This window comes from Arthrobacter woluwensis, assembly GCF_030816155.1.
Taxonomy (GTDB): Bacteria; Actinomycetota; Actinomycetes; order Actinomycetales; family Micrococcaceae; genus Arthrobacter_E; species Arthrobacter_E woluwensis_A.
In genome coordinates this window covers 2,176,946-2,198,462 of the sequence record NZ_JAUSXR010000001.1, presented here as the reverse complement: position 1 = coordinate 2,198,462, position 21,517 = coordinate 2,176,946, and the positions used below count along the sequence as shown (strand labels likewise).

Sequence of the window (21,517 nt, the reverse complement as noted above, 5' to 3'; positions counted from 1 at the left end):
GCAACCTTCCCCCAGCCTGAATCCGAGGTGCCCGTGCAGTCCCGAAAGAACGCGCAGTTCCGAAAGAACGTGCAGTCCCGAAAGAAGACCCTGTCCCTGACCGCGCTGTCCGGCGTCGTCCTCCTGGGCATCGCCGCCTGCTCCACCCCCGGCAGCAGCGCCGCGGGCACGGAAAGCGCCACGTCCGGCGGGATCACCGTCGTCGCGTCGACGAGCGCCTATGGCAGTCTCGTCAAAGCCATCGGCGGAGACAAGGTGACGGTCGAATCGATCGTCTCCAAGGTCAGCCAGGACCCGCACTCCTACGAGGCCACGGCCCAGGACCGCCTCAAGGTCTCCAAGGCCGGCCTGGTCGTGGTGAATGGCGGGGGCTATGACGCGTTCATGGACGGCATGGTGTCTGACGCCAAGCTCGATCCCGCCAACGTCATCAACGCGGTGAACGTCTCCGGCCTCCAGCAGGAGAGCACCGAAAGCCGCCGCCCCGACCGCTTCCGCGGCGGACGACCACGGGCACGATCACGACCACGGCTCCTTCAATGAGCACGTCTGGTACAACTTCCCGGCCATGCAGAAGGTCGCGGCCCAGGTGGAGCAGCGGCTGAGCGCGCTGGCCCCGGCGTCGGCGGCGGAATTCAAGCACAACGCTGAGGCCTTCACCTCCCGCCTGGGCGGCTACCAGCAGACCCTGGAGAAGATGACGAAGGGCAGCCATGTGGATGTGGCGGTCACCGAGCCGGTACCGCTCTACCTCCTGGAGGCCGCAGGCCTGCACAATGTCACCCCCGAGGAGTTCACGAGCGCGGTGGAGGAGGGCCATGACGTCCCGGCCTCCGTCCTCGACGAGACCCTCAAACTGTTCTCCTCGAAGAAGGCGTCCTTCCTCGCCTACAACGAGCAGACCTCCGGCCCGCAGACCGAAGCGGTGAAGAAGGCCGCCACCGACGCCGGTGCGCCTGTCGTCTCCTTCACCGAGACGCTGCCGGATGGCAAGGACTACCTGAGCTGGATGTCGGACAACGTGAACGCCGTCCAGAAGGCCGTGGAGAAGGTCCGGGGCTAAAGTGATAGCGATGCGCCGTTGCGCATCCTCCATCGTCCCGTGCTCAGGGAGAACATGAACGAGAACACGATTCACCCGGGCCCGGCCTCCCTGATGTCACTCAGGGAGGCCGGGCTCGGCTTCGGCCGGCGCGTCCTCTGGGAGGACCTGAACCTGGATCTGAAGGCCGGCGAGTTCCTGGCGGTGCTCGGCGCCAACGGCAGCGGCAAGAGCTCGCTGCTCCGCGTCCTGCTGGGGCTGCTGCCGCTGACCTCCGGCACGCTGGAGAGCAGGGTGCCCAAGGAGCGCGTGGGCTACGTGCCCCAGCAGAAGTCGTTCGCCCCGGACACCGCCCTCCGGGCACGCGATCTCGTGGCGCTCGGTGTCGACGGTCACCGGTGGGGCGTCCGCCTGGAACGGCGCGGCGTCAACCGGAAGGTCGACGAGCTGCTGGCCCATGTCGGTGCCACGGACTATGCCAAGGTCCCCGTGGGCCAGCTCTCCGGCGGCGAACAGCAGCGCTTGCGGATCGCGCAGGCGCTCGCGGCCGACCCCGCCATCCTGCTCTGCGATGAGCCGCTGCTCTCCCTGGACCCGCGCCACCAGAACATCGTGAGCGAACTGGTCAACCGTCAGTGCCGTGACGAGGGCTCCGCCGTGGTGTTCGTGACCCACGAACTCAACCCGGTACTGCCATATGTGGACAAGGTCCTCTACCTGGCCGGGGGACGCTTCTGCATCGGCACCCCCGACGAAGTCATGAACACCGAGACCCTGTCCGAGCTGTACCAGGGCCACGTGGAAGTGATCCGGTCCGGCGACCGGCTGATGGTCTCGGGCATCCCCGAACAGGTGCACCACGAACAGGAGAGCGAGTAAGTGGACTTCAACTCCGTTCTGAGTGCCATCTTCAACTTCGAGAACTACGGCGAACTGCTGGCCCTGCTCCAGAACTCCCTCTGGGCCGGGGCGATCCTGGGTGTGCTCGGGGGCCTGGTCGGCGTGTTCGTGGTCAAGCGGGACCTCTCCTTCGCGGTGCACGGCATCTCCGAGCTGTCCTTCGCCGGCGCTTCCTTCGCCTTGCTGATCGGGGCGGACGTGGTGTTCGGCTCGTTGCTCGGCTCCGTGGCGGCCGCCCTGCTCCTGGGCGTGATGGGTCTGCGGGCCCGGGAAAAGAACTCCCTCATCGGAGTGCTCATGCCCTTCGGCCTGGGTCTCGGCATCCTGTTCCTCTCGCTGTACGAGGGCCGCGCGGCCAACAAGTTCTCCCTGCTCACCGGGCAGATCGTGTCCGTGGACGCCGTGCAGCTGCAGATGCTCGCGGTCACCGCCGCCCTCGTGATGGTGGCGCTCGTGGTCCTGTGGCGGCCCCTGAACTTCGCCAGTGACGACCCCGATGTGGCCGAGGCCCGTGGCGTCCCGGTCAAAGGCCTGTCCATGGCCTTCATGCTGATTCTGGGAGTCTCCGTGGCGCTGTCCATCCAGGTGGTGGGCGCGCTCCTGGTGCTGGCTCTGCTCATCACTCCGGCGGCCGCCGCCTTCAAGGTGACGGGTTCGCCGGCCCTCGTCGTGCTGCTGAGCGTCATTTTCGCCACCACGTCCACCGTGGGCGGCATCCTTCTGGCGCTGGGCGGGCGCATCCCGATCAGCCCCTACGTCACGACCATCTCCTTCCTCATCTACCTCGTGTGCTGGGGGATCGGGTCCTGGCGGAAGCGGAAGGGCCGCAACGGGCGCCGCGTCGAGGACGGGGCAGGTGCCTGAGGCGTCTCCGGCGGTGGCCGGTGAGCTGACCGACGACGGCGGCCGGGCGCGGGCGCAGCGGCGGACGCTCGCCGTCGTCGTGATCAGTCAGATCCTGGGCGGCGCCGGGCTCGCGGCCGGCATCACGGTGGGCGCGCTGCTGGCGCAGGAGATGCTCGGCAGCGACGGTGTCTCCGGATTGCCGACCGCGCTCTTCACCCTGGGTTCCGCCCTGGCGGCCTATCTCGTGGGCCGGACGACGCAGCGCTTCGGCCGGCGGCCCGGGCTGGCGTTCGGCTTCGGCGCGGGCGCTCTGGGAGCGGCCGGTGTGGTGCTGGCCGCGATCCTGTGGAACCCGGTGCTGCTCTTCGTCTCGCTGTTCCTGTACGGCGGAGGCTCCGCGACGAACCTTCAGGCTCGTTACGCCGGGACCGATCTCGCGACGGCCGATCAGCGCGGCCGGGCCGTGAGCATCGCTCTGGTCTCCACCACGCTGGGCGCGGTCGCCGGTCCCAATCTCGTGGAACCGCTCGGCGCACTGGCCCGCTCTTGGGGGCTGCCTGTCCTGTCGGGGCCGTTCCTGCTGGCCGCAGTGGCGTATGCGGCGGCCGGTCTGGTGCTCTGGGTCCTCCTGCGGCCCGATCCGTACCGCCTGGCCCACGAGCTGCGGCAGTCGGCGGAAGCCGTGGCCGAGGTCCCCGCGGTCCCGGAGACACCCGCTCCCGCGTCTGCCGGGGTGGCGCCGGAGAGGACGCCCGCGCGTCACGGCGTCGCGCTGGCCGCGCTCATCATGGTGCTCACCCAGGTGACCATGACCGCGATCATGACCATGACCCCGGTGCACATGCGGGCACATCATCACGGTCTCGGGGAGGTCGGTCTGGTGATCGGCGTCCACATCGGCGCCATGTACCTGCCGTCCCTGGTCACGGGCTGGCTCGTGGACCGGATCGGCAGGGTCTGGATGGCCTGCGCCGGTGGGGTCGTGCTGGTGGCTTCCGCCGTTCTGGCCACGCTGGCCCCGAGCGATTCCCTGGGACTGCTCCTGCTGGCGCTGGCCTTGCTGGGCCTCGGCTGGAACTTCGGCCTCATCACGGCGACCGCGCTCCTGGTGGACGCCACCGAACCGGAGAGCCGCGCCCGGGTGCAGGGCGGCGTCGACGTTCTCGTGGCGCTGTCCGGCGCCGGTGGCAGCGCCATGGCGGGTGTGGTGATGGCGGCGGGGGATTACGCCGCGGTCACTCTCGGAGGAGGGGTGCTCGCCCTCCTGCTCATTCCTGTGGTGCTGTGGTCCCAGCGGACTGGGAGCACTCGGCGCACAGCCCCATGATCTCCACGGTGTGGGTGACGGCGGTGAAGCCGTGCTCGGCGGCCATCTTCGCGGCCCAGGCCTCGACGGCGGGCGCTTCGATCTCCACGGCCTTGCCGCAGCGCCGGCAGAGCAGGTGATGGTGGTGGCTGTCGGCCTCGCAACGGCGGTAGACGGCCTCGCCGTCGGTGCTGCGGAGGACGTCCACGACGCCCTCATCCGCCATGGACTGCAGGATGCGGTAGGTGGTGGCCAGGGAGACGGAGACGCCGGAGTCCTGCAGGGAGCGGTGCAGTTCCTGCGTGCTCACGAAGTCCTCCAGCTGATCCAGGGCGGCGTCCACTGCAAGGCGCTGCTTGGTCACCCTCGTCTGCACCCGGGCCTCTGAGCTCTGCTCCACGACTACTCTCCTGGTTGTCCTGTTCTGAACGTCCAGTTTAACAAGGAGCGGACGGGGATTAGTCCCACGTGGACCGGGGGTGGTGAGAGGTTCGGCTCAGGGTGTTCGGTGCAGAGAGTTCGGTGCAGAGAGTTCGGCGCAGACTGGATGGCAACAATCGGGTTCCCAGCACGCCACGGTGGTTCACGCAGTAGGCTTCACTGCCATGGCCGCTTTGAAAACCGTCACGCTGTCCGATGGCACCGTTCTGCCCGCGCTGGGTCAGGGCACCTGGTTCGTGGGCAACGACCCCTGGCGCCGTGATGCCGAGATCGCCACGCTGCGGGAGGGGATCGAGCTCGGCCTGACCCTGGTGGACACGGCGGAGATGTACGGCGACGGGCGCTCGGAGGACCTCGTCGGGGAGGCCATCGCTCCGATCCGGGACAGGGTGTACCTGGTGGACAAGGTCCTGCCGTACAACGCGTCCCGGCGGGGCACCGTGCAGGCCTGCGAGCGGTCCCTCGAGGTGCTGGGAACCGACTGGATCGACCTGTACCTGCTCCACTGGCCCGGCTCCCATCCGCTGGAGGAGACCGTTGAAGGGTTCGAGGAACTGATCCGGCGCGGGCTGATCGGGGCGTGGGGGATCAGCAACTTCGACGCCGACGCGCTGGACCGCTTCCCGAGCGCCCCCGCAGTGAATCAGGTGCTCTACAACCCCTCGCGGCGCGGCCCCGAATTCGACCTGTTCCCGGCGCAGGCGCGGCTCGCTCGCCCGGTGAAGACCATGGCATACTCGCCGATCGAGCAGGGCCGTCTGCTGGAGGACCCCACACTCCGGGACATCGCGGCGGAACGCGGCGCGAGTGTGGCACAGGTGCTCCTCGCCTGGGCGATCCGGTCCGGGGACGTCATCGCCATTCCGAAGGCGTCCAGCGTCGAGCACGTCCGCGACAACGCTGCCGCCGCCGCACTGGAACTCAGCGCTGCGGACCTGGACCGCATCGACGCCGCGTTCCCGGCGCCCACCCGGAAGATTCCGCTGGAGATGCTGTGAGGGTGCTGGAACCGCTGATGCCAGGACAGTCTGCGGGCGTACCCTGAGGTCATGCAGCTGACCAAGTACACCCATTCCTGCGTCCGCCTCGACAAGGACACCCCTGACGGTCCCCGCACCCTGGTCATCGATCCGGGATCGTTCTCGGAGACCGGGCCCGCTCTGGACGGTGCTCACGCCATCCTCATCACCCACGAGCACGCGGACCATGTGGACGTGCCGGCGGTCGTGGCGGCGCTCGTGAGCTCCCCGGACCTGGTCGTCTATGCGCCGGCGGGCATCGCGGGCACTCTGCGGCAGGAGGCCGCGGCAGCGGGCGCCACTGATCCGGACGGCCGGGTGCACGACGCCGGGAGCGGGCTCGACGTCGTCGTGGCCGGATATTCGGTGCGCGGCTTCGGAAGCCAGCACGCGCTCATCCACCCGCTCGTGCCGCTCGTGGCCAACACCGGGTACCTCGTGGACGGGACGCTGTTCCACCCGGGTGACAGCTTCACGGTGCCGTCCGGGGTGGAGGTGGACACGCTGCTCGTGCCGGTGCACGCGCCGTGGTCCAAGATCCAGGAAGTGGTCGACTTCGTCATCAGCGTCCGGGCACGCCGCGCGTTCAACATCCACGAGGCGCTGCTCAACCCCGCGGGCCTGTCGATGCTGGAAGGACACGTCACCCGGCTGGGCGGCCTGTACGGCACCAGCTACGAGCACCTCGATCCGGGGGAGACCCGCGACCTCGGGTGAGGCATGCACGCTCATGGGCGGTTCGTCCGCCGAGCGTTTGCCGGCAAGGCGCTGGATACGCCGCGGTCCCGGTCAGTTTTCCCGTGAAGGCTGAAGGAAGCACAAAGATGCGATGCCTATCGCCGCCCCGACCAGCTGGAACGCGATCTCATCCGGCAGCGAGGCCATGGCGAATATTCCTGCAGTGGCCGCCTGTACGACGCACAGCGCCACATCACAGAGGCGTAACCACACTGATCCCGGCGATCTCTGGAAGATCAAGGCCACCAACCGTGCGTGGGTGATCCAGCCGAGTGCGTTCAGAGCGGTCAACGACATCAGGGCTGCGGTCCCACCTCCTGCGCCAAAGGCGCGGCCGAACCAGTTATTGAGCGAGTGCCGCCCGGTCACGCCCATCACGGTCGCCGAGACGACGACGGTCGCCAGGTAGATGACGACCGCCATGAGGAGCCACAGGGAAATTCGATTCAGCCGTCGCTTCCACAGGAGGGCTCTGCACATGCGGCCACGGTACTCCGAATCCAGCTTCAGTTCGTCCACGCCCAGAATTGGCCCTCGCCGCCAGGGACTCCCGTAGGCTTTTCGTTGGTGATGTAGGCGGATGAGTCCCTGCGGATCATTCCGCGAACGGCTCCCACACCCCCGTGTCGAGGAAGCGTTCGATCGTGCGCTCGTGCGGCGAGGGATCCAGTCCCTTGTCGGCGAGCCACGCGTCGTTCTGGTGGCTGCAGGCGTAGCGGTTCCCCGGATCGCACATGAGCGTCACCACGCTGCCCTGTTCGCCACGCGCGACCATGCCGGCGATGATCTGCCACACGCCCCAGAGGTTCGTGCCGGTGGAGGGGCCGGCGTCGAGGTTCGCGTAGCGCTTGAGGTGACGCATCGCCGCGATGGACGCGGCATCTGGGATGGGGATCATGGCGTCGATGACGGCGGGTACGAAGCTCGGTTCCACGCGCGGACGGCCGATCCCTTCGATCCTCGACGGCATCCCGGTGGTGAGCTCCGGGTCCTCGTCCCGCCAGGAAGGGTAGAAGGCGGAGTTCTCCGGGTCCACCACGGCGAGCTTCGACGGGTGCCGGTGGTACCGCAGGTAGCGGCCGATCGTGGCGCTCGTGCCGCCGGTCCCGGCGCCCACCACGATCCACTCCGGGACCGGATGCTTCTCGCGCGACATCTGCTGGAAGATCGATTCGGCGATGTTGTTGTTGCCGCGCCAGTCCGTGGCCCGCTCGGCATAGGTGAACTGATCCATGTAGTGGCCGCCGGTGGTCCGGGCGACCTCTTCCGCGGTCGAGTAGACCTCGCCGGGGTGGTCAACGAGCAAGCAGGAGCCGCCGAAGTCCTCGATGAGTCGGATCTTCTCCTCGCTCGTGCTGCGGGCCATGACCGCGATGAAGGGCAGGCCGAGCAGCCGCGCGAAGTAGGCCTCGGAAACGGCCGTGCTGCCGCTGCTGGCCTCCACGATGGTGGTTCCCGGCCCGATCCAGCCGTTCACCAGGCCGAAGAGGAAGAGCGAGCGCGCGAGCCGGTGCTTCAGGCTGCCGGAACGGTGCGTGGATTCATCCTTGATGAACAGCTCGATGCCCCACTGCTCCGGCAGCGGCACGCTGTACAGGTGGGTGTCGGCGGAGCGGTTGGCCTCCGCCGTGATGATCCGGATGGCTTCGTCGGCCCAGGCCCGCTCCTCGGAACGGACCACCTGGGGGAAATCTGCTGCGCTCACGGGCACTAGCCTACTGGGCAGGTGCCTCCACATCGGCGTGGTGGACCTGTCTCCGGAGCCGGTCCCCGCCCAGCTCAGCTGGTGGTGAGGTGTTGCCGGGGAACGCGTCGACGGGCATAGAGTGTGCCTCATGGACCAAGACTTCCCCGTGACCATCGCCCCTGCCGAAGTCCACGATCTGGACCCGGACAAGCTCGTCCTCCTGGATGTCCGATGGAAGCTGGGCGATCCGCTAGGCCGGGACAAGTACCTCATGGGACACCTGCCGGCCGCCGTGTTCGTGGACATGGAGACCGATCTGGCGGGTCCTGCCAGTCCGGAGGACGGCCGTCACCCCCTGCCCGATCTGGAGAGCTTCCAGGCCGCGGCGCGGCGCTGGGGCATCAACGACGGCGACACGGTCGTGGTCTATGACAACTCCGGATCCATGGCGGCCGCCCGCGCCTGGTGGCTGCTGCGCGCGTACGGCCACGCGGACACGCGCATTCTCGACGGCGGGCTCATGGCCTGGGTCCAGGAGGACTTCCCCATCGAGAAGGACGAGGTGGTCCTCCCCGCGGGGAACGTGACGCTCCGGCCGCTGGCCCAGGACGCCGCGATCACCATCGACCAGGCCGCCGAGTGGCCTGCCGACGGCATCCTGCTCGACGCCCGCGCCGGGGAGCGGTTCCGCGGCGAGACCGAACCGATCGACCCCCGCGCGGGCCACATCCCGGGCGCGGTGAGCGCGCCCACCACCGAGAACGTCGACGAGGACGGGCTGTTCCTCGAGCCGGAGGCGCTCCGGGAGCGGTTCGCGGGCCTCGGCGTCGAGCCCGGCAGCCGCGTGGCCGTCTACTGCGGTTCCGGCGTGACGGCGGCGCACGAAGTGGCGGCCCTGGCGCTCGCGGGCATCGACGCCACTCTGTACCCCGGCTCATTCTCCCAGTGGTCCCACGATGCTTCCCGCGAGGTCGCCACGGGGGAGTGAGGGGGACCGGTCGACGCCGTCAGACCCGGCTGAGCCCCAGCGACGGCGTGCGGTGATTCCAGGGGCGCAGTTCCTCGACGGCGGCGCCCAGTGAGAACACGGTCGCGTCGTCGAAGGGATGACCCACGATCTGCACTCCCGTGGGGATGCCGCACGCGGCCATACCACTCGGCACCGCGAGCACCGGACAGCGGTTGGCGATGTTGAACGGCCCGGTCATGTGGGCCTGCCAGTAGTGCTCCAGGTGGACCCCGTTCACGTCGATGCCGTCGAGATACAGACCGTCGGCTTCCAGCGCTGCGACGGCGGACGCGGGACAGAGCAGCGCGTCGAAGCCGGTCATGGCCCCGGCGAGCTGTGCCTGGATCCGCGCCTCGGCCCGGATCCCGTCGAGCAGACGGTCGCGGGCCGCGGCGGCACGCGCGTCCGCCATGAACCGCCGGGTGTACGGCGCCAGGAGGTGATCCGAGCCGGCCGTGTCGTCCTCCATGGCCGGCCCCAGCAGATGCCCGAAATGGGTGAACATGGTCCGACCGATCTCTTCCGTGGTCCACGGCAGGGAGATCTCCTCGACCACAGCGCCGGCCGCCCGCAGTGCTGCGGCGACCTCCCGGGTGTTGGCCTCGACGTCGGGTTCCACGGGGTAGTCGCCGAGCCGCACACACAGGGCGATGCGGCGGCCCCGGACCGCGTCCACGGCCGTGTCCGGGAGAGTCAGCACGGGCGGAGGGTCCGCGAGCGTGGCGTGGTCACCGGGGTGCCGGCCCGCCAGGACGGAGGCGAGCAGCGCCGTGTCGGCCACGGTCCGGGCCATGGGTCCGTCGCCGCGGTAGTGGTCCGCGGCCAGAGGCGCCAGCCCCGGGATCCGCCCGTAAGGCGCCTTGAATCCGACCGTGCCCGTGAAGGAGGCCGGGAGCCGGGTGGAGCCCGCGATGTCCGACGCCGTGGCGAGCGGCGACATCCCGGCGGCCAGCGCGGCGCCGGCCCCGCCGGACGACCCTCCAGGTGAGTACCGCGGGTTCCACGGGTTCCGGGTGACCCCCCAGAGCGGGCTGTGCGTGACGGTGGCGCAGCTGTATTCAGGGGTTGTCGTCCGGGCGTGGATGATCCCGCCGGCCGCGCGGATCCGTTCGATGACGGGGTGGTCCTGTTCGGCGATCACGTCACGGTGGGCCACCAGCCCTTGGGACAGGGTATGTCCGGCCAATCCGTGCTTCTCCTTCGCCGCGACCGGCAGACCGAGCAAGGGGGTGATGCCGTGCCCGCGGGCGTAGCGGTCGGCGGCCTCCCGGGCGGAGGCGAGCGCCGTGTCGAAGAGCGTTTCGCTGAGTGCGTTGACGGCGTCGTCGACGTCTTCGATCCGTGCGATCAGCGCTTCCATCAGCTCGACCGGGGAGAGCTCCCTACTGCGGAAGAGGCGGAGTGCCGTGGTGGCGTCCAGCCGGTGCAGTTCGGTGGAGCCGCCCGTCACGAGAGAGCTCCGGCGACGAGTTCGCGGGCCACCCCGGTGAGCATGGCGAGGCCGGCGGTCATGTCGGCGTCCGTGGAGAACTCGCGCTCGCAATGGGAGACGCCGTCCACGCTCGGGATGAACAGCATCACCGTGGGGGTCATGGTGTTGAGCGCCACCGAATCATGGCCGGCCATCGTCTGGATGCGGCGGGCGGACAGGCCGAGGTTCGCCGCGACCTTCTCGGAGAGTTCCAGGCCGTTCTCCGGGAAGCGGCGGATGGGGCGGACGTCGAAGTCCTTCACGTTGATGGTGAGGTCGTGTTCCCGGGCCAGCCGGTCGATGTCCCGCAGGAGACTCTCCCGCGCGGCAGCCACGATCGCGGGGTCTCCGGAGCGCAGATCGGCTACCAGATGGACGCGCCGCGCCACGACGATGGGGGAATTGGGCTCCAGGGTCAGCTGACCCACGGAGGAGACCAGTGCCTCGTCCGGGAAATCGCCCGTCACATCGTGCACTTGGAGGATGATCTTGGACGCCGCCACCAGGGCGTCGTGCCGGTCCGCCATGGCGGTGGCCCCGGTGTGGGACTGTTCACCCAGGACCTCGATGTCCAGCTTCTGGGTGTACCAACTGGAGTCGACCAGACCGATCGTGTGCCCCTCGCGCTCCAGGATGCGTCCTTGTTCGATGTGGATCTCGGCGTACCCGGCCACGTCCGGACCCTCGTCCGTGCCGAGGTATCCGATCAGGTCCAGCGCCTGGCGGACCGCCGTCCCCTCCAGGTCACGGACCCGGAGCATCTCATCGCGGTCGAAGAGGCCCGCGAAGACGGAGCTGCCCATGATGCTCGGGGCGAAGCGGCTGCCTTCCTCGTTGAACCAGTTGACCACCGCGAGATTGAACCGCGGGCGCTCGCCGGAGGCGGCCACCTCGGCGTCAAGTGCCTTGGCGGTGTGCAGGGCCGCGAGAACGCCGTACGCGCCGTCGAAGCGGCCTGCGAGCGGCTGGCTGTCCAGATGCGAGCCCAGCAGGATGTACGGGGCGCCGGGAGTCCATTCGAGCAGGCCGAACATGTTCCCGATGCCGTCCACGCGGAGCTGCCATCCGGCGTCGCGGGTCTTGCCGGCGAACCAGTCACGGGTCTGGCGGTCGGTGTCGGTCGCGGCCTGGCGTTCGACGCCGTGGCGCGGCGTCGCGCCGATGGTTGCCACGTGGTGGAAGTCGCTGAGGAATTCGGAAGCGCTCATGAGCTTCTCCTTTGTCGTGAAGGAAGGTGGGTCAGCCGAGGCGGCCGCGGGTTTCGGGAACCTTGGTGAACAGGAGCAGCAGGAGCACGACGGCGGCGGCTGCAGCCATGTACACGCCCGGTATGAAGGGCACACCGCTCGCTCCGACCAGGGCCGTGCCGATGAACGGCGCCGTGCCGCCGAAGAGGGCGTAGGCGACGTTGTAGCTGACGGCGGCCGAGGTGAAGCGGGTCCTGGTCGTGAAGATCTCGACGAAGAAGGTGTAACAGCCGCCGCCGTAGGTGCAGAGGGCCACCACGAAGAGGGCCTGGCCCAGGAGTGCGAGCATCATGTTCCCGCTCGTGACCAGCGCGAAGCTGGGCACCGACAGGACAGCGAGCGCGGCGGCCCCCGCGATGAGCAGGGGTTTCCGGCCGAATCTGTCGCTGAGCCGTCCGCCGAACGGGAGCAGGATCGCGTACAGGGCCAAGGCCGAGGCGTTCACCAGAAGCGACTGCTCGCGGGTGAGGTGCCCCGCGGTCTGGACGTAGGAGACGAAGTAGGCGGAGAGGAAGTAGAACCCCATGGCGGTCAGGCCCATCACGACGATGACCTGGACCATGCGGAGGCCGTTCTCGCGGAATGCGGCGCGGACGGGGCTGAATTCGGGGTCCCGATCGGCACGTGCCTGGTGGAACGCTTCACTCTCCTCGGTCCGGCTGCGGATCCACACCCCGACCAGGGCCAGCGGCAGCGCCAGCAAGAACGGCAGGCGCCAGCCCCAGGAGGTGAACGCCTCGTCGGGCAGGGAGCGGCTGAGCAGCAGGATCATGCCTCCCGCCACCACGGAGGGCAGGGCCGTCGCGGCGATGGTGATGTTGAGCCAGAAGGCCCGCTTGTGCACGGGGGCGTGTTCGAACACGAAGGACGGCGCCCCCACGGATTCGCCGCCGGCAGAGAACCCCTGGATGAGCCGGCACAGTACGAGCAGCGCGGGCGCCCACGGGCCGATCTGCGCATAGCCCGGCAGCACGCCCATCAGGGCCGTGGCCCCGCCGATCGCCATGAGCGTGATGGTGAGGACCCGGCGTCGTCCGATGCGGTCGCCGAGCGCGCCGAAGAACAGGCCGCCCAGCGGCCGCACCACGAAGGCGACGCCGAAGGTCGCGAAGGTGGCAAGCAGGCCCACGACCGGGTTTCCGCTCGGGAAGAACAACTGGGAGAAGATGACGGCCGTGAGGCCGTACAGGGTGAAATCGTAGAATTCGATGAACTGGCCGACGCTTCCTCCGAGGAGGACCCGTCGCTGCATGACGGTGCTCTTGCCGGCTGCGGCTGTGGCTGCTGCTGTGACGGTGGGGGCTGGGGGTTTCGTGGTGCTCCCGGTGGGGGTTCCGGTGAGGTCGATGGCGTGCTTCAGGACCATGGGATCTCCTTTGAAGGACTTGCCATCAACGATCAGTGGTGCGGATCACATCTGTCTAATTGATTGTTTTTAGCCCTCTCATAGATTTCCCTTATGAGTCCGGTGAGCCCGCCCGTCCGTAGATGAGCCGGCAGGTGTCCTCGAACGCGAGGGCGCGGCGCGTGGCCTGGACTCCTGCGGGGCGCACCAGCATCACCTCGATGGGCGGGAAGTCATCGCTCAGTTCCAGCGCGACGACCCGGCCACCGGAGTAGGTGCGGTCATTGTGGAGGCGCTGATTGAGGACGGCGTAACCGTGTCCCTTGGCGACGAAGGAGCGCACGGTCTCGTAGCCCGAGAAACGGTGACGCACCCGTGGGCTGATGCCTGCGCTCCGGTACAGCAGTTCGTAGTATTCGCGGCTGTGGGGGAGGTCCAGCACGATGGCTGGATCGTTCTCCAGCTCCCGCAGCGCGATCCGGCTCCGTCCAGCGACGGCGAGCGGGTGGTCAGCATGCACGAGGACGTGCGGCGGGATCCGTTCCAGGACTTCAGACGTGAAGCCGGCGCCGAGTCCGAGGCCGTACATCAACGCGACGTCGCACTCGCCACGGAGCAGCACCTCGTGGAGCCGGGCGAGGTCGGCCTCCACGATCGAGACCGACACCTCCGGGTGCTCCGCTTCGAACGCCTGCAGGATGGTGGGGAGCCGGAACGGAGCGAGCGGTGCGAAGACCCCGAGTTTCAGCTCGCCGCTCAGGGACGCGGACATGCCGTTGACGGACTCGTACAGCGAGTCGGCCTGCTCCAGGATCGGTTTGAGGTCCTGGGCCAGCTGACGGCCGCTCGCCGTGAGCCGCACCCCACGGGGCCGCTGGCGGACCAGCAACTGCGTCTGCAAAGCGGACTGGAGCTGCGCCATCGCCGTGGAGAGGGCAGGCTGAGAGATGTTCAGGGCCTTCGCGGCGGCCGTCATGTTCTGAAGCTCGGCGACCACCGCGAAGTAGCGCAGCTGGGTCAGCGTGAAGGGACGTGACATGACTCCATGGTGGCATCCGGCCATCCCGCAGGGCGTCCAGACCCGTCCGCCTGGTCAGCCGCGCGGCCCGGGCGGTAGCGTTTCGGGTATGACTCCCGGACGTCCCGTGCCCCCTCCGCTGGGCAGACCCCTTCCCGATCTCGCCTCCCCGCTCGGTGATCCGCGCGACGACGAGGGGCGCCTGGTCGCGGCCCTCGGCGCCCGCTCGGCGGAGGGCGGCCTGGAGCCGCTCACGCTGGCGCGGCGGGCTCCTGCCCCTGACGATGTCGAGATCCTGATCGAATTCTGCGGCCTGTGCCATTCGGACGTCCATTCGACCCGTGGCGAGTGGGGGAGCGCGAACTATCCGCTCGTCCCCGGCCACGAGATCGTGGGCCGGGTCCTGCGCACAGGGTCCTCGGTGACGGACTTCGCCGTCGGCGACCGCGTGGGCGTGGGGTGCATGGTGGACTCCTGCCGCGAGTGCGACGCCTGCGAGGACGGCCTGGAACAGTACTGCTCCCGTGGCATGGTGGGCACCTACGGGGCCTCCGACGTCCGCCACGGGAACGAGCGGACCCAGGGCGGCTACGCGCGGACCATCGTGGTGGACCGGAACTACGTCCTGCGAGTCCCCGAATCCCTCGATCCCGCCGCGGCGGCGCCGCTGCTCTGCGCGGGGATCACGACGTACTCGCCTCTGCGCCATGCCGGCGTCGAGGAAGGCGACGACGTCGGCGTCGTCGGCCTGGGCGGGCTCGGCCACATGGCCGTGAAGCTGGCCAAGGCCATGGGCGCGACGGTCACGGTCTTCACCACCTCGGAGTCGAAGCGCGAGGCGGCGGCCGAGCTCGGCGCGGACCGTGTGGTCAACTCCCGCGACGAGGAACAGATGCGGGACGCCGCGGACTCCGTGGACGTCATCATCGACACCGTCGCCGCTCCGCATGACCTCAACGCCCTGTTGCGGACCCTCCGGCGGGACGGCGTGATCTATCAGCTCGGCCTCCCCTCCGGCGAGATGCCGCCCGTGGATCCCGGACTGCTCATCCGCAAGCGCGCGGCCTACGCGGGGTCCCTGATCGGCGGGATCGCGGAGACCCAGGAGATGCTCGATTTCTGCGCGGAGCATTCCCTGACGAGCGATATCGAACTGGTCGGCGCGGAGCAGGTCAACCAGGCCTTCGACCGGATGGTGGCCGGTGACGTGAAGTACCGTTTTGTCCTGGACAACAGCACACTGCAGCCCGCAGGGAAGGAAGCAGACGCGTGAGCACTCTCTTCACCAAGATCATCAACGGCGACATCCCCGGACGGTTCGTCTGGCGCGATCCTGAGGTGGTCGCCTTCCTCTCGATCGGCCCGCTGGCCCCGGGCCACACCCTCGTCGTCCCGGTGGAGGAGGTCGACCGCTGGACCGACGCTTCGCCGGAGACCCTCTCGAAGGCCATGATCGTGGCCCAGCGGATCGGCAAGGTCCAGGTGGAGGCCTTCGGCTCGGAGCGGGCAGGGCTTCTGGTGGCCGGGTACGAGATCGACCACCTGCACGTGCACGTATGGCCGTCGAATTCGATGAAGGACTACGACTTCGCCGCGGTGGACACCAACCCGGATCCCGCGGAGCTGGAGGCGAACGCGGAGAAGATCCGCGAGGGACTGCGCGCCGCGGGTTACGCCGAGTTCGTGCCGGAGGCGTGAGGCTTTAAACACAATCGACTGCTCCATACGATGCTGAATTCCCCGGATTTCCGGGGATTCCAGCATCGTATGGAGGGCCCACGCCGGCGAGGGCCCCAGCGCGAGGTACGAGCGCTGGGAGCCGGTGGGGACAGTCGATGGGGGTGGGGGTGTTACTTCTTGCGCGGGGTCATGGCGACCATGCCCGCGAACGTGAAGCCGCCACCGAAGCCGAAGAGCAGCGCCGGGACATCGGCCGGGATCTTGCCCGCGTGCCACCACTTGCTGTAGCCGAGGGGGACGCTCGCGGCTGACGTGTTGCCGGACTCGGTCACGTCCGTCACTACGACCTTGTCGGTCAGGCCGAGGACCTGCGCCATGGGCTCGATGATGCGCAGATTCGCCTGGTGCGTCACGAGGACCTCGATGTCCTCCATCTGCAGTCCGGCGCGCTCGACGGCGGCGCGGGCGTGCTTTTCTGCGTCTTTGAGCGCCCAGCGGAGCACCTCACGGCCGTTCTGCCAGAACTTGTTGGTGGGTGGCGTGATCAGCACGGCGTCGGCCAGATCGCCCTTGGAGCCCCACACCACAGGGCCGATGCGGGGTTCGTCGGTAGCGCCGATCACCATGGCGCCCGCGCCGTCGGCGGTGAGCACGGCGGTGCTGCGGTCGGTCCAGTCCGTGACCTTGGAGAGCGTCTCGGCGCCCAGGACGAGGGCGTGGCTCGCGGTGCCGGAGCGGATCGACTGGTCCGCCAGACCGAGCGCGTATTCGAAGCCGGAGCAGGCCGTGTTGATGTCGATGATGCCTGGGCCACGCTCGGCATCGCCCAGCCCCAGGGCCTGTGCCACGCGCCCGGCGGTGTTGGGGGAGCGTTCCGCCGCGGTGGTGGTGGCCACGATGACCAGGTCGATCTGCTCAGCGGCGATCCCGGAGTCCTCCAGCGCCATCCCGGCCGCGTGGATGGCGAGGTCCTTGACCGTCTCCTCCTCACCGGCGATGTGCCGGGTGACGATGCCGGTCCGCTGACGGATCCATTCGTCGGAGGTCTCCATCATCCCCTCGAGCTCATGGTTGTCCATGACCCGTTCCGGCTGGGCATGGCCGAGGCCGAGGATTTCAGTGCCGGCGTTCGGCGCAGGGAAGCTGAGCTTCATATGGAGTCCTTAGGTTGCGGATGGGCGGACCATCCAAGTTTATTTGACCGGGCCGCATCCTGGCTTCCATGACGTCCGGCGCGGAGGGTCATGGTGAGGAGAGTCAGGGTGCGAGGGCCTTGTTCAGCGCGACGCGGATCCGCTTTTCACTCACCGAATACTGCGTGCCGAGCTCGACGGCGAACAGGCTGACCCGCAGTTCCTCCAGCATCCAGCGCACATGGGTTAACTCGGGGCCGGGTCCTTCGCCCGAGCGGAGTGCCGCCACGGCGTCGTCGTACTCATCCTCCAGGCGCTGGACGACCGCCATGTTGTTGGCGTCGCGCTGGACGTTCGTCGGCAGCTTCTCGAGCCGGCGTTCGATGGCATTCAGGTACCGCGGCAGCTGAGCGAGCTGCTGGTAACCCGTCTGTGCGACGAACCCGCGGTACACGAGCTGGGACAGATGGCTTTTCTCGTCGTTCAGCGCGCTGATGAGTGCCAGGCTCGTGCTGCCCTTGAGCTGCTTCTCGATCCGGCGGGCGCTGGCGAGGATGCGCTCGACCACCGCGGTCACGGTGAACACGGTGTCGATGAGGTCGGCCCGGACCTGTTCGTAGAGCGCGTCGAACGCCTTGGTGTCCCAGGGAAGCTGGGCCGGCACCAGTTTGTCGATCGCGGCCTGGGCACAGTCCGCGATCAGCTCGCTCACGCTGCCGTGCGGGTTCTGGCTGAACGTCAGTTTCTCGGTGTTGCTCAGGTGTTCGAGGACATAGCGGTCCGGGGCGGGGATCTTCAGGGCGAGCAGGCGGATGACACCAGCACGCATGGCGGCTTCCTGGCGTTCGGCGGTCTGGAACACGCGCAGGCCGACCGTGGAGCCCTCATCCACGAGCGCCGGGTAGCCCGTGACCGTGTGGCCGCTGAGTTGCCGGCTCACGCTGCGCTGGATCACGCCGCCACTCGCGGCGGTCAGCGCGGCCCAGTCCTTGAGCCCGCTCAGCTCCGCGACGCCCGAGGCGTGCAGGCCCGGCTGGGCGCCCGCCGTCGTCGTGCTGTCCGGAGTGCGCGCGCCGGCGCCGGTCTTCCCGACGGCCTTACCCGGCCTGCCCGGCGTGCCGTTCACCGACTTCGGTGTGGCGCCCAGACTCTCCGCGATCGCCCGGCGTGTGGCGGGGGCGAGTTCGTCCTGGAGCGCGGCGAGGTCCTTGCTGTCGCCGAGAACCTTGCCCTTCGCGTCCACCACGCGGAAGCTCATGCGCAGGTGGGGCGGCACGGAGTCCCAGGAGAAGCTGCCGTCCGGGACCACCTGACCACGGAGCCGCCGAAGGGTCAGCGCCAGGGCGTTCTCGATCCGGTCCTCGGTGGGGGAGAAGTCGGTGTCCAGTGCCGCGACGGCCTGCCGGGCGACATCCGGAGCCGGGACGAAGTTCTTCCGGACCGCCTTGGGCATGGACTTGATCAAGGCGGTGACCAGCTCGACACGCTGGCCGGGGATCTGCCAGCGGAAGGGCTCGGGATCCACCTGGTTCAGGAACAGCGCCGGGATCTCCACGGTCGCGCCGTCGGACGGATCCGGGGTGGCGCCCGGGGCCACGGGATGGAACTCGTAGCTCAGCGGGAACTCGAAGCCCTGCTGATGCCAGGTCCGGGGGAAGGCCGACTCGTCCAGGTCATCGGCCTCGTCACTCATGACGAGGGCGCGGTCGAAGTCGAGCAGGCCCGGATCCTGCTGGCGGGCCTGCTTCCACCAGGCGTCGAAGTGCCGTTCCGAGACGACCTCGCGGCCGATCCGCTGGTCGTAGAACTCGAACAGCGTCTCATCATCCGCCCGGATGTCGCGGCGGCGCATGCGGGTCTCGAGTTCCTCCACCTCCCGCAGGAGGGCGCGGTTGCGCTGGAAGAACTTGTGGTGGGTGCGCCATTCGCCGTCCACCAGGGCGTGCCGGATGAACAGTTCGCGGCAGAGTTCCGGGTCCACGGAGGCATAGTTGATGCGGCGCTTGGGGATGATGGGCACGCCGTAGAGCGTGACCTTCTCATAGGCCATGACGGAGCCGGACTTCGAGGACCAATGCGGTTCGCTGAAGGTCCGCTTGACCAGTTGCGGCGCCACCAGCTCGGCCCACTCTGGCGCGAACGCCGCGGCGACCCGCGCCCAGAGACGGCTGGTCTCGACCAGCTCTGCCGCCATGACGAAGGCCGGGGACTTCTTGAACAGCGCTGAGCCGGGGAAGATGGCGAAACGGGTGCCGCGGGCGCCCGCATACTCGCGTTTGCGCTCGTCGTAGAGTCCGATCTGGCTGAGCAGACCGGACAGGAGGGACTGGTGGATCACGTCGTGCAGGCCCACCGGATCGGTGTCCCGGCTGTTGTCCACCGCGATGCCGAGCGGTTTGGCGAGCTGCCGGAGCTGCGCGTAGAGCTCCTGCCACTCCCGGACCCGGAGGTAATTGATGAACTCGGTGCGGCACAGTCGGCGGAACTGGCTCGAGGAGAGCTCCCGTTGCTTCTCCTGCAGGTAGTTCCACAGGTTCAGATAGCCGGTGAAGTCGCTCTTCTCATCCTTGAAGCGGGCGTGCTTCTCCGCGGCCTGCTGCTGCTTGTCGGTGGGCCGTTCGCGCGGGTCCTGAATGGTCAGTGCGGCGGCCAGCACCATGACCTCACGGGCGCAGCCGCGGCGGGCGGCCTCCACGATCATGCGGCCGAGGCGCGGATCCACGGGGAGCTGGGCCAGCTGATGCCCGACGGCGGTCAGCCCGGACGGCTTGCGGCCCCCGGAACGCTCGCCACGGCCCCGCCCGCCGCCGCGCTCGCCACGGCCGGCCTTGCCGCCACCGGTGGTGCCGTCAGCGCTGGCCCTCTCAGAAGGGGCCGCATCGGCCGACTCGCCCGGCGCGGGAAGGGCGCCGAGCTCGCGCAGGAGGGTGACGCCGTCGTTGACCGCGCGGGTGTCCGGCGACTCGACGAAGGGGAAGCCCTCGACGTCCTTCGGAGTGCGCGCGACGCCGATCGCGATCATCTGGAGGATGACGGCGGCCAGATTGGTGCGGAGGATCTCGGGGTCGGTGAACTCAGGACGGCCGAGGTAATCGTCCTCCGAGTACAGCCGGATGGCGATGCCGTCGCTGACACGGCCACAACGACCGGACCGCTGATTCGCGGACGCCTGGGACACGCGTTCGATGGGCAGCCGCTGGACCTTGGTCCGGTGCGAATACCGGGAGATGCGTGCGGTGCCGGTGTCGATCACGTACTTGATGCCGGGGACCGTCAGCGACGTTTCGGCGACGTTGGTGGCCAGGACGATGCGACGGCGCGGTCCCGGGTTGAACACCTTGTGCTGCTCCGCGAGGCTCAGCCGTGCGAACAGCGGCAGGATCTCGGCGTCGGCGAGGCGGGGGTTGCGGGGGAGACGGCCCTGCAGCGCTTCCGCGGCTTCGCGGATTTCCCGCTCGCCGGAGAAGAACACCAGGATGTCGCCGGGCGCTTCGCGCGAGAGCTCGTCCACGGCGTCGCAGACGGCGTCCACGGGGTCGCGGTCCTCTTCGAGTTCGTCGTCCAGTTCCTCTTCGCCGCCCGGTTCGGACAGCGGGCGGTAGCGGATCTCCACGGGGAAGGTGCGCCCGGAGACCTCGACGATCGGTGCCGGGGTGTCCTCTCCGCCGAAATGCCGGGCGAAGCGCTCCGGATCGATCGTGGCCGAGGTGATGATGATCTTCAGATCCGGCCGCTGGGGCAGCAGGCGCTTGAGGTATCCGAGGATGAAGTCGATGTTGAGGCTGCGCTCGTGGGCCTCATCCACGATGATGACGCTGTACTTGCGCAGGAGACGGTCCCGCTGGATCTCCGCGAGCAGGATGCCGTCCGTCATGAGCTTGACCTGGGTCTGCGGCCCCACCTCACCGGTGAAGCGCACTTGATAGCCCACTTCCTGGCCGAGTTCCACGTCCAGTTCCTCCGCGATGCGCTCCGCGACGGTGCGGGCGGCCAGACGACGGGGCTGTGTGTGGCCGATCAGGCCGTGCTCGGCCAGGCCGAGTTCCAGACACATCTTCGGCAGCTGCGTGGTCTTGCCGGAGCCGGTCTCGCCGGCCACGATGACCACCTGGTTCTCCGAGATGGCGGCCATGATGTCCTCACGGCGTTCGGAGACGGGGAGCGCGGCAGGGTATGTGATGTTCAGAGGCATGACCTGATCAGTCTAGTTGTCCCGGATCGCCCGGCTGAAAGGAATGCTTCGGTGTGGATGCCCGGGTGACCGAGGTGCTCTGCTTGCTTTCCCCGCGCTCTGTTGCTGGCTGACGATGGGGCCTGGGCGCGGGGCCCCTTGACGCAAGCTGCCGCACCTCGGTCTCCCGGGCGCTGCGTTGCGTGATTGCCCGCCCCGTGCTCGGCGTCTGCGGACTGATCAGTCGTGCCGATCCGGGGAAGGGAGAAATGACGAGAGCCCCGGTTCCGTGGAACCGGGGCTCTCGCTGTATCTGGTGCCCTCGATAGGATTCGAACCTACGGCCTTCTGCTCCGGAGGCAGACGCTCTATCCCCTGAGCTACGAGGGCGGGCCAGGGATCCCGGGGTGGCCCCGGAACGTCCTCGAGCTTAGCAGGAATCCACCTCCGGATGCGAAATCGGC

The 21,517-nt window shown here is 68.6% G+C and carries 18 protein-coding genes, 1 tRNA gene and 1 pseudogene; 10 read left to right on the top strand and 10 right to left on the bottom strand.

Translation table 11 applies throughout. The features are described from left to right. The first annotated feature begins 33 nt into the window (after nt 1–33). From QFZ52_RS10035 to QFZ52_RS10015, 5 genes and pseudogenes are all read left to right on the top strand, one after another. On the top strand, nt 34–543 hold the full coding sequence (locus tag QFZ52_RS10035; protein ID WP_307497472.1) for a metal ABC transporter substrate-binding protein: 510 nt from the start codon (nt 34–36) through the stop codon (nt 541–543). Between the two features lie 22 nt (nt 544–565). Further along, nucleotides 566–1,063, top strand: a pseudogene (locus tag QFZ52_RS10030) (metal ABC transporter solute-binding protein, Zn/Mn family); the annotation flags it as partial. A 54-nt stretch (nt 1,064–1,117) separates the two neighbouring features. Then, nucleotides 1,118–1,921, top strand: a complete 804-nt coding sequence (locus tag QFZ52_RS10025) for a metal ABC transporter ATP-binding protein (RefSeq protein WP_373425653.1) — start codon at nt 1,118–1,120, stop codon at nt 1,919–1,921. Continuing rightward, nucleotides 1,922–2,806, top strand: coding sequence for a metal ABC transporter permease (locus QFZ52_RS10020; protein WP_307497471.1), 885 nt, complete (start codon nt 1,922–1,924; stop codon nt 2,804–2,806). Next, nucleotides 2,799–4,115, top strand: a complete 1,317-nt coding sequence (locus QFZ52_RS10015) for an MFS transporter (RefSeq protein WP_307497470.1) — start codon at nt 2,799–2,801, stop codon at nt 4,113–4,115. Before QFZ52_RS10020 ends, QFZ52_RS10015 begins: the two co-directional genes overlap by 8 nt. Here QFZ52_RS10015 and QFZ52_RS10010 read toward each other — a convergent pair. Then, nucleotides 4,057–4,494: a Fur family transcriptional regulator gene (locus QFZ52_RS10010; RefSeq protein WP_278266801.1), complete on the bottom strand. Its 438-nt coding sequence runs from the start codon at nt 4,492–4,494 to the stop codon at nt 4,057–4,059. The two genes, QFZ52_RS10015 and QFZ52_RS10010, sit on opposite strands and share 59 nt — an antisense overlap. 205 nt (nt 4,495–4,699) lie before the next feature. Here QFZ52_RS10010 and QFZ52_RS10005 point away from each other — a divergent pair, with 205 nt between their 5' ends. Then, the gene (locus tag QFZ52_RS10005) at nt 4,700–5,533 is read left to right on the top strand and encodes an aldo/keto reductase (RefSeq protein ID WP_307497468.1); all 834 of its coding nucleotides are present in this window, start codon (nt 4,700–4,702) and stop codon (nt 5,531–5,533) included. A 51-nt stretch (nt 5,534–5,584) separates the two neighbouring features. Beyond that, a complete protein-coding gene (locus tag QFZ52_RS10000) occupies nt 5,585–6,271 on the top strand; it encodes an MBL fold metallo-hydrolase (RefSeq protein WP_307497467.1) in 687 nt (228 codons plus the stop codon). Nucleotides 6,272–6,343: 72 nt separating this feature from the next. On the opposite strand, the gene QFZ52_RS09995 is transcribed toward QFZ52_RS10000, so the two are convergent. Together QFZ52_RS09995 and QFZ52_RS09990 are read right to left on the bottom strand one after the other, a co-directional pair. After that, nucleotides 6,344–6,811, bottom strand: coding sequence for a hypothetical protein (locus tag QFZ52_RS09995; RefSeq protein ID WP_307497466.1), 468 nt, complete (start codon nt 6,809–6,811; stop codon nt 6,344–6,346). Nucleotides 6,812–6,887: 76 nt separating this feature from the next. Further along, nucleotides 6,888–7,997, bottom strand: a complete 1,110-nt coding sequence (locus QFZ52_RS09990; protein WP_307497465.1) for a PLP-dependent cysteine synthase family protein — start codon at nt 7,995–7,997, stop codon at nt 6,888–6,890. Between the two features lie 130 nt (nt 7,998–8,127). Between QFZ52_RS09990 and QFZ52_RS09985 the strand changes: the two genes are divergently transcribed. Next, entirely contained in the window at nt 8,128–8,967 is an 840-nt protein-coding gene (locus tag QFZ52_RS09985) for a sulfurtransferase (RefSeq protein ID WP_307497464.1), read from the top strand. Between the two features lie 19 nt (nt 8,968–8,986). Here the strand turns inward: QFZ52_RS09985 and QFZ52_RS09980 are convergent, their stop codons facing one another. From QFZ52_RS09980 to QFZ52_RS09965, 4 genes are all read right to left on the bottom strand, one after another. Beyond that, a complete protein-coding gene (locus QFZ52_RS09980) occupies nt 8,987–10,438 on the bottom strand; it encodes an amidase (RefSeq protein ID WP_307497463.1) in 1,452 nt (483 codons plus the stop codon). After that, nucleotides 10,435–11,667 carry a M20 family metallo-hydrolase gene (locus tag QFZ52_RS09975; RefSeq protein WP_307497462.1) on the bottom strand — a complete coding sequence of 411 codons (1,233 nt, stop codon included), beginning with the start codon at nt 11,665–11,667 and terminating at the stop codon, nt 10,435–10,437. The genes QFZ52_RS09980 and QFZ52_RS09975 overlap by 4 nt, the downstream gene beginning before the upstream one ends. A gap of 31 nt (nt 11,668–11,698) precedes the next feature. Continuing rightward, nucleotides 11,699–13,072, bottom strand: a complete 1,374-nt coding sequence (locus QFZ52_RS09970) for an MFS transporter (RefSeq protein ID WP_307497461.1) — start codon at nt 13,070–13,072, stop codon at nt 11,699–11,701. Between the two features lie 91 nt (nt 13,073–13,163). Further along, nucleotides 13,164–14,090: a LysR substrate-binding domain-containing protein gene (locus QFZ52_RS09965; RefSeq protein WP_307497460.1), complete on the bottom strand. Its 927-nt coding sequence runs from the start codon at nt 14,088–14,090 to the stop codon at nt 13,164–13,166. Nucleotides 14,091–14,178: 88 nt separating this feature from the next. Here QFZ52_RS09965 and QFZ52_RS09960 point away from each other — a divergent pair, with 88 nt between their 5' ends. Together QFZ52_RS09960 and QFZ52_RS09955 are read left to right on the top strand one after the other, a co-directional pair. Further along, on the top strand, nt 14,179–15,342 hold the full coding sequence (locus tag QFZ52_RS09960) for an NAD(P)-dependent alcohol dehydrogenase (RefSeq protein ID WP_307497459.1): 1,164 nt from the start codon (nt 14,179–14,181) through the stop codon (nt 15,340–15,342). Beyond that, nucleotides 15,339–15,767 (top strand): HIT family protein, encoded by a 429-nt coding sequence (locus QFZ52_RS09955; RefSeq protein ID WP_307497458.1) that lies wholly within the window; start codon nt 15,339–15,341, stop codon nt 15,765–15,767. The genes QFZ52_RS09960 and QFZ52_RS09955 overlap by 4 nt, the downstream gene beginning before the upstream one ends. A 152-nt stretch (nt 15,768–15,919) precedes the next feature. Here QFZ52_RS09955 and QFZ52_RS09950 read toward each other — a convergent pair whose 3' ends face one another. From QFZ52_RS09950 to QFZ52_RS09940, 3 genes are all read right to left on the bottom strand, one after another. Next, nucleotides 15,920–16,903: a beta-ketoacyl-ACP synthase III gene (locus tag QFZ52_RS09950; protein WP_307497457.1), complete on the bottom strand. Its 984-nt coding sequence runs from the start codon at nt 16,901–16,903 to the stop codon at nt 15,920–15,922. 103 nt (nt 16,904–17,006) lie between these two features. After that, nucleotides 17,007–21,074, bottom strand: coding sequence for an ATP-dependent RNA helicase HrpA (gene hrpA / locus QFZ52_RS09945; protein WP_307497456.1), 4,068 nt, complete (start codon nt 21,072–21,074; stop codon nt 17,007–17,009). A 293-nt stretch (nt 21,075–21,367) separates the two neighbouring features. Next, nucleotides 21,368–21,443 (bottom strand) — tRNA-Arg (locus tag QFZ52_RS09940). Nucleotides 21,444–21,517: the final 74 nt, after the last annotated feature.

Bases quoted from the DNA above. Each gene is read 5' to 3' on its own strand.
- QFZ52_RS10025 (WP_373425653.1), top strand. From the start codon at position 1,118: ATGAACGAGAACACGATTCACCCGGGCCCGGCCTCCCTGATGTCACTC.
- QFZ52_RS10005 (WP_307497468.1), top strand. From the start codon at position 4,700: ATGGCCGCTTTGAAAACCGTCACGCTGTCCGATGGCACCGTTCTGCCC.
- QFZ52_RS10000 (WP_307497467.1), top strand. From the start codon at position 5,585: ATGCAGCTGACCAAGTACACCCATTCCTGCGTCCGCCTCGACAAGGAC.
- QFZ52_RS09985 (WP_307497464.1), top strand. From the start codon at position 8,128: ATGGACCAAGACTTCCCCGTGACCATCGCCCCTGCCGAAGTCCACGAT.
- QFZ52_RS09975 (WP_307497462.1), bottom strand. From the start codon at position 11,667: ATGAGCGCTTCCGAATTCCTCAGCGACTTCCACCACGTGGCAACCATC.
- QFZ52_RS09970 (WP_307497461.1), bottom strand. From the start codon at position 13,072: ATGGTCCTGAAGCACGCCATCGACCTCACCGGAACCCCCACCGGGAGC.
- QFZ52_RS09965 (WP_307497460.1), bottom strand. From the start codon at position 14,090: ATGTCACGTCCCTTCACGCTGACCCAGCTGCGCTACTTCGCGGTGGTC.
- QFZ52_RS09960 (WP_307497459.1), top strand. From the start codon at position 14,179: ATGACTCCCGGACGTCCCGTGCCCCCTCCGCTGGGCAGACCCCTTCCC.
- QFZ52_RS09950 (WP_307497457.1), bottom strand. From the start codon at position 16,903: ATGAAGCTCAGCTTCCCTGCGCCGAACGCCGGCACTGAAATCCTCGGC.
- hrpA (WP_307497456.1), bottom strand. From the start codon at position 21,074: ATGCCTCTGAACATCACATACCCTGCCGCGCTCCCCGTCTCCGAACGC.